The 9280-nt window shown below is 63.3% G+C and carries 11 protein-coding genes, 1 tRNA gene and 1 pseudogene; 11 read left to right on the top strand and 2 right to left on the bottom strand.

Annotated features, from left to right (window positions below; translation table 11 throughout):
* Positions 1–207 precede the first annotated feature (207 nt).
* From mltG to ACREBX_RS11350, 5 genes are all read left to right on the top strand, one after another.
* Positions 208–1149, top strand: coding sequence for an endolytic transglycosylase MltG (gene mltG / locus ACREBX_RS11370; RefSeq protein WP_431561856.1), 942 nt, complete (start codon positions 208–210; stop codon positions 1147–1149).
* A 32-nt stretch (positions 1150–1181) separates the two neighbouring features.
* Positions 1182–1934: an alpha/beta fold hydrolase gene (locus tag ACREBX_RS11365; RefSeq protein WP_431561855.1), complete on the top strand. Its 753-nt coding sequence runs from the start codon at positions 1182–1184 to the stop codon at positions 1932–1934.
* 142 nt (positions 1935–2076) lie between these two features.
* Entirely contained in the window at positions 2077–2637 is a 561-nt protein-coding gene (locus ACREBX_RS11360; RefSeq protein WP_431561854.1) for a peroxiredoxin, read from the top strand.
* A 73-nt stretch (positions 2638–2710) separates the two neighbouring features.
* A complete protein-coding gene (locus tag ACREBX_RS11355) occupies positions 2711–3196 on the top strand; it encodes a 2'-5' RNA ligase family protein (protein ID WP_431561859.1) in 486 nt (161 codons plus the stop codon).
* A 62-nt stretch (positions 3197–3258) separates the two neighbouring features.
* Positions 3259–3335, top strand: a tRNA-Met gene (locus ACREBX_RS11350).
* Positions 3336–3512: 177 nt separating this feature from the next.
* Here ACREBX_RS11350 and ACREBX_RS11345 read toward each other — a convergent pair.
* Positions 3513–3821 (bottom strand): annotated as a pseudogene (locus ACREBX_RS11345) (IS3 family transposase); the annotation flags it as partial.
* Positions 3822–3904: 83 nt separating this feature from the next.
* Positions 3905–4288: a copper resistance protein CopC gene (locus ACREBX_RS11340; RefSeq protein ID WP_431561853.1), complete on the bottom strand. Its 384-nt coding sequence runs from the start codon at positions 4286–4288 to the stop codon at positions 3905–3907.
* Positions 4289–4428: 140 nt separating this feature from the next.
* On the opposite strand from ACREBX_RS11340, the gene ACREBX_RS11335 reads away from it, so the two are divergent.
* The 6 genes from ACREBX_RS11335 to ACREBX_RS11310 all read left to right on the top strand — a co-directional run bounded on the left by ACREBX_RS11335 (position 4429) and on the right by ACREBX_RS11310 (position 8998).
* Positions 4429–4695 (top strand): hypothetical protein, encoded by a 267-nt coding sequence (locus tag ACREBX_RS11335; RefSeq protein WP_431561852.1) that lies wholly within the window; start codon positions 4429–4431, stop codon positions 4693–4695.
* Between the two features lie 2 nt (positions 4696–4697).
* On the top strand, positions 4698–5135 hold the full coding sequence (locus tag ACREBX_RS11330; protein ID WP_431561851.1) for a periplasmic heavy metal sensor: 438 nt from the start codon (positions 4698–4700) through the stop codon (positions 5133–5135).
* Positions 5132–5716 carry an RNA polymerase sigma factor gene (locus ACREBX_RS11325; protein ID WP_431561850.1) on the top strand — a complete coding sequence of 195 codons (585 nt, stop codon included), beginning with the start codon at positions 5132–5134 and terminating at the stop codon, positions 5714–5716. The genes ACREBX_RS11330 and ACREBX_RS11325 overlap by 4 nt, the downstream gene beginning before the upstream one ends.
* A gap of 100 nt (positions 5717–5816) precedes the next feature.
* On the top strand, positions 5817–7652 hold the full coding sequence (locus ACREBX_RS11320) for a copper resistance system multicopper oxidase (RefSeq protein ID WP_431561849.1): 1836 nt from the start codon (positions 5817–5819) through the stop codon (positions 7650–7652).
* Entirely contained in the window at positions 7649–8719 is a 1071-nt protein-coding gene (locus ACREBX_RS11315; protein WP_431561848.1) for a copper resistance protein B, read from the top strand. The genes ACREBX_RS11320 and ACREBX_RS11315 overlap by 4 nt, the downstream gene beginning before the upstream one ends.
* Before the next feature lie 48 nt (positions 8720–8767).
* Entirely contained in the window at positions 8768–8998 is a 231-nt protein-coding gene (locus ACREBX_RS11310) for a DUF411 domain-containing protein (RefSeq protein WP_431561847.1), read from the top strand.
* Positions 8999–9280: the final 282 nt, after the last annotated feature.

Here is a 9280-nt window from a genome sequence, read left to right as displayed (position 1 = left end):
AGCGAAGCGAAGCAATCCAGAGCGGCTTGCCACGCCCTGGATTGCTTCGCTTCGCTCGCAATGACGAACTAAAACCCCTTTCCTACATTTCACCGCCATGCTCTATCACGCTGTCGCCGGGCTCCGGCCTAAGGCGACAAAGGAGACATTCTGGACGCGTGCATCCGTATCTTTTGTCTCCTTAAGGGCGGAATCAGGGAGAAGAGAGTGCATCCGTTCCGCTGGCTGACGATCGCGATCCTGGCATTGCTGCTCGCCGCCTGCTCGGGCGGCGCGCCAAAGGGCGCCGAAATAGTGATCCCTCCGGGCGCGAGCATCGCGAAGGCGGGGCAGATCCTCGAGGATGCCGGGCTGGTATCGGCCTCCAGCTTCCGCAACGAGGCGCGCTTCTTCGGTTCGGACGATCCGATCAAGCCCGGCGAATATAAAGTCGAGAAGGGGATGGACGCGGGCGACATCCTCGAACTCTTCCAGTCGGGCAAGACGATCCAGCGCATGGTCATGATCCCCGAGGGCATGCCCTCGATCATGGTGTGGGAACGGCTGATGGCCGAAAAGCGGCTGAAGGGCGAAATCCCGGTGCCCGCCGAGGGCAGCATCCTGCCCGACAGCTATGCCTTCACCACCGGCGAAAGCCGCGCCGCGGTCGTGACGCGCATGCAGGCGGCGATGGACAAGGCGTTCAACGAGCTTTGGGCCAAACGCACGCCGCGCACCGCGGTCAAGGACCGCAATCAGGCGATGGCGCTGGCGTCGATCGTCGAGAAGGAAACCGGCGTTGCCGCCGAGCGCCGCACCGTCGCGGGGGTCTATACCAACCGTCTCGGCGTCGGCATGCGGCTCCAGGCCGACCCGACGATCATCTACCCGATCACCAAGGGCAAGCCACTCGGGCGCCGCATCCTGCGCTCCGAAATCCAGGCGGTGAACGGGTATAACACCTACAGCATGATCGGTCTGCCGCAGGGCCCGATCGCCAACCCGGGCAAGGCATCGATCGCCGCGGTGCTCGATCCCGAGGCGAACGACTATCTCTTCTTTGTCGCGAAGGGCGACGGCGGCCATATCTTCGCGCGCACCCTCGCGGAGCATAATGCGAATGTGCAGAAATGGTATCAGCTGCGGCGCGACCGCGGGGAGATGGAATAGCCGCCGCTACAATCGATAGAGGGGACCGAACGATGACAACTGCGAAGCTCTTCATCCACGGCGTCCCCGACAGCCCCGCCATCTGGCGTCCGCTGCTCGCCGCGCTGGACCTTGGCGACACGCCGGTCGCGGTGCCCGCGCTTCCCGGCTTCACGGCTCCGCTGCCCGCCGGTTTTGATGCGACCAAGGAAGCTTATGCCGACTGGGCGGTCGGGCAGGCCGAGGCGCTTTTCGCCATGCACGGCCCGATCGACATCGTCGGCCACGACTGGGGGGCGCTGATCGCACAGCGCGCCGCTATGCTGCGCCCCGATTTGATCCGCAGCTGGGCGGTGTCCAACGCCGTGATCGATCCCGAATATCGCGGACACCGTATCGCGCGCATCTGGAACACGCCGCTACTTGGTGAAATCTTCATGGCGCTCAGCAAGCCTGGTAAGCTCGCCGAGGGGCTGGCGGCGCAGGGCATGCCCGCCGACATCGCGCGCGAAGAGGCGGCGCAATGGGCGAACAGGGACAAGCGCCGCGCGATCCTGAAACTCTATCGGTCGGCAAGGGGCCTCAGTTTCGAACGCGACTGGGCGCGCGACATCGACAAGCTGCCCGCGAATGGCGCGCTGATCTGGGGCGAGGGCGATCCCTATGTCGAGTTGTCGGTGGCGCAGCGCTTCGCCGCAAACACCGGCACACCGCTCACGGTGATCGAGGGGGCAGGGCATTGGGCGATCGCCGAACGGCCCGCCGAGGTCGCCGCTGCGCTGCGCAGATTCTGGGCCAGCCTATAGCCCGGGGCCCGCATTTGGCATTCGAATTTCTGCAATCCGGATTGATCGATAAATCCGATCAATCTCTGCCAATTTATCGATTGGACCGCAGCAGCCTTTCATGCGCTTAGGCGCACGAAACCAACAAGAGAAAGGCTCTCCCATGATCAATCAGCCCGTTCCCGCCGTGACGCTCAAGACGCGCGTGCGCGACGAAGCCGTCGACGGCCCGAACCCGTTCCGCTGGCAGGATGTCGACACCGGCGAGCTGTTCGGCGAAGGTCGCCACATCCTGTTCGGCCTGCCGGGTGCCTACACCCCGACCTGCTCGAACGAGCAGACCCCGGGCTTCGAGCGTCTCCACGACGATTTCGCCGCCGCCGGCGTTGCCGACATTCACTGCGTCAGCGTCAACGACGCCTTCGTCATGTTCAACTGGGGCAAGAGCCTCGGCGTCGAGAAGGTGAAAATGGTTCCCGACGGTTCGGGTGCGTTCACGCGCCGCATGGGCATGCTGATCAACAAGGATCATGTGGGCTTCGGCATGCGCAGCTGGCGCTACACCGCGATCGTCGATGACGGCGTCGTGGTTCAGATGTTCGTCGAACCCGGCATCAACGACGTCGGCACCGACAGCGATCCCTATGTCGAATCGACCCCCGAAAAGGCGCTCGAATGGGTGAAGGCGAACCCGTACCGGGGCAAGCTGTCGCAGGCGGCCTGATCCTATAAGCGGCCCGGCATCCCCCCCTCCCGTCCGGGCCGCTGGCGCCGTACCCATCATCGTGACCGCGACGATGGGTGCGGCGGACCAGCTCCACTTCAACAATTTGCGCGCCGCTTATTATCCGCCCGAGCGCAATCATCTGGCGGCGCACATCACGCTGTTCCATCAGCTGCCGCCGTCGTGCCTTGATGAACTCGACCGCCTGATGCGCCGCATCGCCGCCGACACGCCGCCTCCCGCCGCCAGTTTGCGCGAAATCTATTCGCTCGGCGGCGGTGTCGCCTTTCGCATCGACAGTCCCCGCCTGCTGGCGATTCGCGAGCGGATCGCCGAACATTTCACGGGAATGCTGACCCTTCAGGACCAGGGAACGCCGCGGCTCCACATCACCGTCCAGAACAAGGTGGAGCCCGCAGAGGCGCGCGCGCTGCTGGCCGAACTCGCCGCAGACTTCCGCCCGCGCGCGCTGATGATCGCCGGTCTTGCGGCGCATCACTACCTCGGCGGGCCGTGGCAACCGGCCTTCGCACGCAATTTTCGCGGAGTGCGCACATGATATTGACCAGCGCCAATGCCCTGCCTATAGGCGCTGCTCGCCCATCGCGGCGGCCCTTCAGGGGCGGAGTAGCTCAGCTGGTTAGAGCAGCGGAATCATAATCCGCGTGTCGGGGGTTCGAGTCCCTCCTCCGCTACCAATTTTTTCAATGATTTAAGATGGTTGCATGTGTGTTGCTCCATGGGGCCGTTTACACACCGTTTACAGTTGCCTGTAAACGCCCGCGCTTACCCGTGTGCTAAGTAACACAAATATAAGATGTATTTCTCTTTTGGCACAGGAGTATTCGTCCGGCCCTCGACGAAGTCGCAGGACGGCCGGGATACTCCGGCCGGAGCCGGATGCACGATCCGTCATTGAGCCACAGACGCCTGCGCTTCGGCTGCTTCTGCGGCACCTTCAGCCCCTCGCGGCGCCAGATGCGCTCGACGCGCTTCCTGTTCACATGCCATCCGGCATCGCGCAGCAACGCCGTCACCCGGCGAGAGCCATAACGACCAGATTGCCGAGCTAGCGCGATGATGTCTTCGGTGAGAGCTGCTTCGTCACCCGCCCCGCGTGGCGCCTTGCGCTGTGTCGATCGGTATTGTCCGAGCACGCGGCACAGCCGCCGCTCGGACACCGCCATCATCGGCGAGACCGGCGACGAGCATCAAGTCCGCGTAAAGTGCGAACCTGATGCCGATCAGGACGGGGTCGCCCACCGCCTTACTTTACGGTGAAGCTGAATTCGCTGCCCATGCGGTGGGTGTCGGCACCCGCGGCCGACCATTTGACCTTGTAGGTGCCGGGCACCAGCGCGCGCTTCAGCGCGAGCGTCATCGACTTGCCGTCCTTACCCATCGCCGAGGTGTAGGGGATTTTCATCGGCGCGTGATTGGCCATGCCAGGCATTCCGGTCATGACGAACTCGGTCTTCACGGTCGACGCGATCACTTTTTCGTTGAACTTCAGGTTGACCGACGTCACTTTCGAGACGGTCGAATTGGCCGCAGGCGTCGAACCGATGAGCTTGGTATGCGCGCTTGCGGCGCCCGGCATGAAGAGCAGCGCGAAAGCTGCTGCCGCGGAGGGGAGAAGCGATTTGAACATAAAAAACTCCAATTGCGTGTCTGTCCTGTTAATACGCAAGATGAGAGCATAACCCTCATCCGCAATGAAAAGAACGCAGCGGTGAGGGATGATTGTCGCTGGTGCGTATGAACAATGACAAGAATTGACGAGACAGGTCGATGGACGAAGAGCTTCGCATTTTGAACAGGATCGAGTTGCCGGCGGCGCTCGACGCGCTGGACGATCGCATTATCGGCGCCCTTGCGGCAAGCCGGCGCGAATCGGCGGCGATTGGCCGGCTGATGGCCCTGGCGGCCTTTGTGTCGCTGGGCGGTGGCGTTATCGCTGGCAGCGCCTTTCCCGGACCCGCGGTCGCGGCTAGCCCGATCAGCCCGTTCGGACCTGCCAGCGCGCTTGCGCCCTCGACTTTGCTGGACCCGCAGTAAGGATGCCGTTGCGTCGCTTGTTCATCGTCGGATTAATCGCTTTCGCCGCCGCCATCGCGGGCGTGTTCATTGGCCGCGTCGTGTCGGATCCGCCGAAAGCCAGCGAAACTGAACTGCATGCGCTTCTCCATAGTGAGCTCGACCTTACACCGGCGCAGGAAGCGAAGCTCGAACAGATCGAGGCTAAATTTGCCGGACGGCGCCGGACGCTCGAGACCGAAATGCGCGCAGCCAACATCCGGCTCGCGCAAGCGATCGAAGCCGAACATGGCTATGGACCGCGGGTCACTGAGGCCATCGACCATACCCACGACGTCATGGGGACGTTGCAGAAGGAAACGCTTAAGCATCTCTTCGCGATGCGGGCGATCCTCGATAATGACCAGGCGCGCATGTTCGACAAGAGCGTGGTCAAGGCGCTGACCGCCGATGCGCGGTGAGCCCAGATCTATCGCAGTATAGCGACCAGGAGCTCGTGGCGCGCGCCCGCGTGAGTCATGAGGATGCCTATCGCGAGTTGCTGAGCCGCTACAAGGCGGTGGTCTACCGGCTCATCGTCAAACATATCGGCGACGCCGATGAAGCGATGGACCTGACGCAGGAAACCTTTGTTGCCGGATTCTCCGCGCTCGCCCGCTATGATGGCGAGCGCCCGTTCCGCATCTGGATCGCGCGCATCGCTCTTAACAAATGTCGCGACTGGGGCCGCAGGCGAAAGGTGCGCGCCTTTTTCTCGCGCGCGCTGCCGCTTGAGAGCGCGCATCATGTCGCGAGCGATACGCCCGCGCCCGACATGGAAGCGAGCGATCGGCTGGAGCTGGCGAGGGTTCGCGCCGCGATTGGCGAACTGCCCGCGAATTTGCGCGAAGTACTTCTCCTTCGCGGCATGGACGAGGTCAGCCAGTCGGAAGCGGCGGCGATGCTGGACGTCAGTGAAAAGACGATTGAAACCCGGCTCTATCGCGCGCGGACCCGTCTCAAGGCATTGCTTGCGGGAACGAGCGAACGCGATCAGGGTTGAGCGTTCACGCGCCCGGCCGCTCTTTTTTATTCTGTCGATGAGGGGCAGACGCAGCCCCTGCGTATGACATTAGGAACATTCGGAAACGGTCGGGAAACACATGCAGATAGACAGGCGTCGGTTCGTGAGCGCAACTTTGGGCGGCGGGGCGGCAGCCGCGGCGGCGGTATGGTTTCCGGCGTGGGCCCAGCCGGTGTCGCAGGGCATCACGGCGCCGCTCCCAACGGTCTCGGGCAACGACATCACCCTGCGCATCGCCCGGCAGACGATGCGGATCGACGGCAAGCTGAGCCGTGCCATCGGCATCAACGGCACCGTGCCAGCCCCGCTGGTGCGCCTCAAGGAAGGACAGACGGCGAAGCTCACCGTGGTCAACGACCTCGACGAGGACAGTTCGATTCACTGGCACGGCCTGATCCTGCCGTTCCAGATGGACGGTGTGCCGGGCGTCAGCTTTCCCGGCATCAAGCCGCGCTCGAAATTCGTTTATGAATTCCCGGTCGTCCAATCGGGAACCTATTGGTACCACAGCCACTCGGGTCTCCAGGAGCAGCTCGGCCATTATGGGCCGATCGTCATCGATCCCGCAGGCGCTGACCCAATCAGTTATGACCGCGAACATGTCGTCGTGCTGTCCGACCATAGTCAGCTGTCGCCTGAGGCGATCTTCCGCAAGATGAAGGTCAGTCCCGGCCATTTCAACATGCAGCGCCAGACGCTGTCGGGGCTGCTTGCGGGCAAGGACCAGTCGCTGAAGGAACGAATCGAATGGGGCGCGATGCGCATGGACCCGACCGACGTCGCCGACGTCAATGGATCGACCTATACCTTCCTCGTCAACGGCCGCGGCCCGCGCGACAACTGGACCGCGCTCTTCAATCCCGGCGAGCGCGTGCGGCTGCGGATCATCAATGCGTCCGCCATGACGATCTTCAACGTCCGCATCCCGGGCCTGAGGATGACCGTCGTGCAGGCCGACGGGCTTAATGTCGTGCCGACCGAGATAGACGAATTCCAGATTGCGGTTGCCGAAACCTATGATGTCATCGTGACCCCGGTCGAGGACCGCGCCTATACGCTGGTCGCCGAAGCAAACGACCGCTCGGGCATGGGACGCGCGACGCTGGCGCCGCGCGCGGGAATGGCTGCCGACGTCCCGCCGCTGCGCGAACGGCCGCTTGCGACCATGAAGGACATGGGCATGGGCGATATGTCGGGTGGCTCGATGGCGGGAATGGACCATTCGGGCGTCGGCGCCATGCCGATGCCCGCAGGCGATCCCTCCTGCTCCCCCGAACATGCCAAGATGGGCCATTGCACCCCCGCCGCCGAAGGCGGCGCGATGGCGGGCATGGATCATGGATCGGATGGCGGAATGCAGCACAGCATGCGCGACTTCAGCGTAGCGCCGCAGGTCAAGCGCGACCCCAGCGTACAGACGATCTCGCCCATGCCCGTCGATCGCATGGGCGAGCCGGGACAGGGCCTCGAAAATGCCGGCCACAAGGTGCTGACCTATCATGATCTGGTGGCCCTTGAGCGCAATCCCGACGTGCGCGCTGCCGAGCGGTCGCTCGACATCCACCTCACCGGCAACATGGAGCGCTTCATGTGGTCGTTCGACGGCGTGAAGATGTCCGACCATCATGAGCCGATCCCTTTTATCGAGGGTGAGCGGGTCCGGATCAATCTCATCAACGATTCGATGATGAGCCATCCTATCCACCTGCACGGCCATTTCTTCGAACTCGTCACGGGCAAGGGCGACCGCTCGCCGCGCAAACACACCGTCCTTGTCCAGCCCGGGGGCACGGCGAGCTTCGACTTCACCGCCGACGCGATCGGCGACTGGGCGTTCCACTGCCATATGCTCTTTCACATGCACGCAGGGATGATGCGCGTCGTGAGCGTGCGTCCGCGGGAAGACGCCGCATGACGCGCGCGGTTTTTTTCCTCGCCGGCACATCCGCGCTTGCCTTCGCATCGCCCGCTGCCGCGCAGTCGATGGATCATTCGTCGAAGCCCGGCATGGAGATGGGCCAGGCGGACACGGGCGCGCCCGCCTGCGCCCCGGAGCATGCCGCGATGGGCCATTGCACGGCCGAACCGGGCACATCGAAACCAGGGATGACTATGGACAAACCGGCCGCCGCGCCGGTGGACCCCGATTGTCTGCCCGAGCATGCGAAGATGGGCCATTGCACCCCGAAGGCTGGCGCAGCGGTCGAACCGCCCGTCGGCGCCTCCGGCACCGACCTTGCTCCAGGCGATGCCACCGCGCCGCCACCGCCGGGCGACTGGTATGCCGACCGTGTCTATCCTGCGGCGGAGATGGAGCACTCGCGCCACGAGATGATGAAGGAAAATGGTGCGCAGACCATCGCCTTCATCAGCTTCAACCTCGCCGAATATCAGGCACGCAAGGGCCGCGACGGTTTCCGCTGGGACGGCGAGGCCTGGTACGGCGGCGACATCAACCGGATCACGATCAAGAGCGAAGGCGAGGGCGTCTTTGGCGAAGGCATCGAGGGCGCCGAGGTGCAGGCGCTCTACAGCCGAGCGATAGGCCCTTATTTCAATGCCCAGGCAGGTATCAGGCAGGATCTCGGGCCGGGCCCCGATCGGACCTATGCGACGATCGGTTTCGAGGGTCTCGCGCCCTATTGGTTCGAGGTCGAGGGCGCATTGTTCCTCTCTGACAAGGGCGATCTCCTCGGCCGGCTCGAAGGCTATTATGATCAGCGCATCACGCAGAAACTGATCCTCCAGCCGATGGCCGAACTCAACTTCGCGCTGCAGGACGTGCCCGAGACCGGCACCGGCTCGGGCCTTTCCGACCTCGAGCTTGGGCTCCGCCTCCGCTACGAGATCGTGAAGGAATTCGCGCCGTATGTCGGCGTCGAATGGGCGCGCAAGGTCGGCGATACCGCGCGCTTCGCGCGGGCGGCAGGCGAGGATGCCAGCGGCGTCAGCTTTGTCATGGGGATACGGGCCTGGTTCTAGAAATTCGCGGGGTGGCGACACGTCGACGAGGAATGCCGTGAAACCAGCTTGTCGTGGCCTTGCGCTGCAGGCGATCGCTGGCGGCTATGCCATCGAGGGCCATGTGCCGATGCCGCTTGTCGCGAAGCTCTTCGCGACAAGCCGCGCGATATTCGGGGGATCGCGGTTCCCGGCATGCCGCGCGGATCCCGGGGAATGGAAATGGCGGATGGAAGCACCGATGCCTTCGCAGTGATGGCGTTCGCCGACGGCGGTAAGGTTTCGCAATTTCGCGCATGACCCGCCGGAACGGCAATGGAGAATTATAGGACGAGATTATTGCCCTCGCGAGCGCCGCTGCGGCGCGACGCGTGGTGGGTCGACTGACGGATGTCATGGGCTTTCGTAATAAAATTACTCGAATTTCGGCTGCGGCGGCCTGTTTGATCCGCGGTTGATCCACCTATGGAAAAAAATGTCTCTACAGGTGAGGGGTAACGCTTCGGGGTGCGTATTAGCAATATCCGGTGTAACCTCTTGGCATGCATTTAACATATTGAAGTTACAGGATTATTTCTATTG

It is taken from the genome of Sphingopyxis sp., from assembly GCF_050725655.1.
In the GTDB taxonomy this organism is placed as follows: domain Bacteria; phylum Pseudomonadota; class Alphaproteobacteria; order Sphingomonadales; family Sphingomonadaceae; genus Sphingopyxis.
The sequence above is the reverse complement of the archived record's forward strand: the minus strand, read 5'-3'. Positions and strand labels throughout refer to the sequence as shown.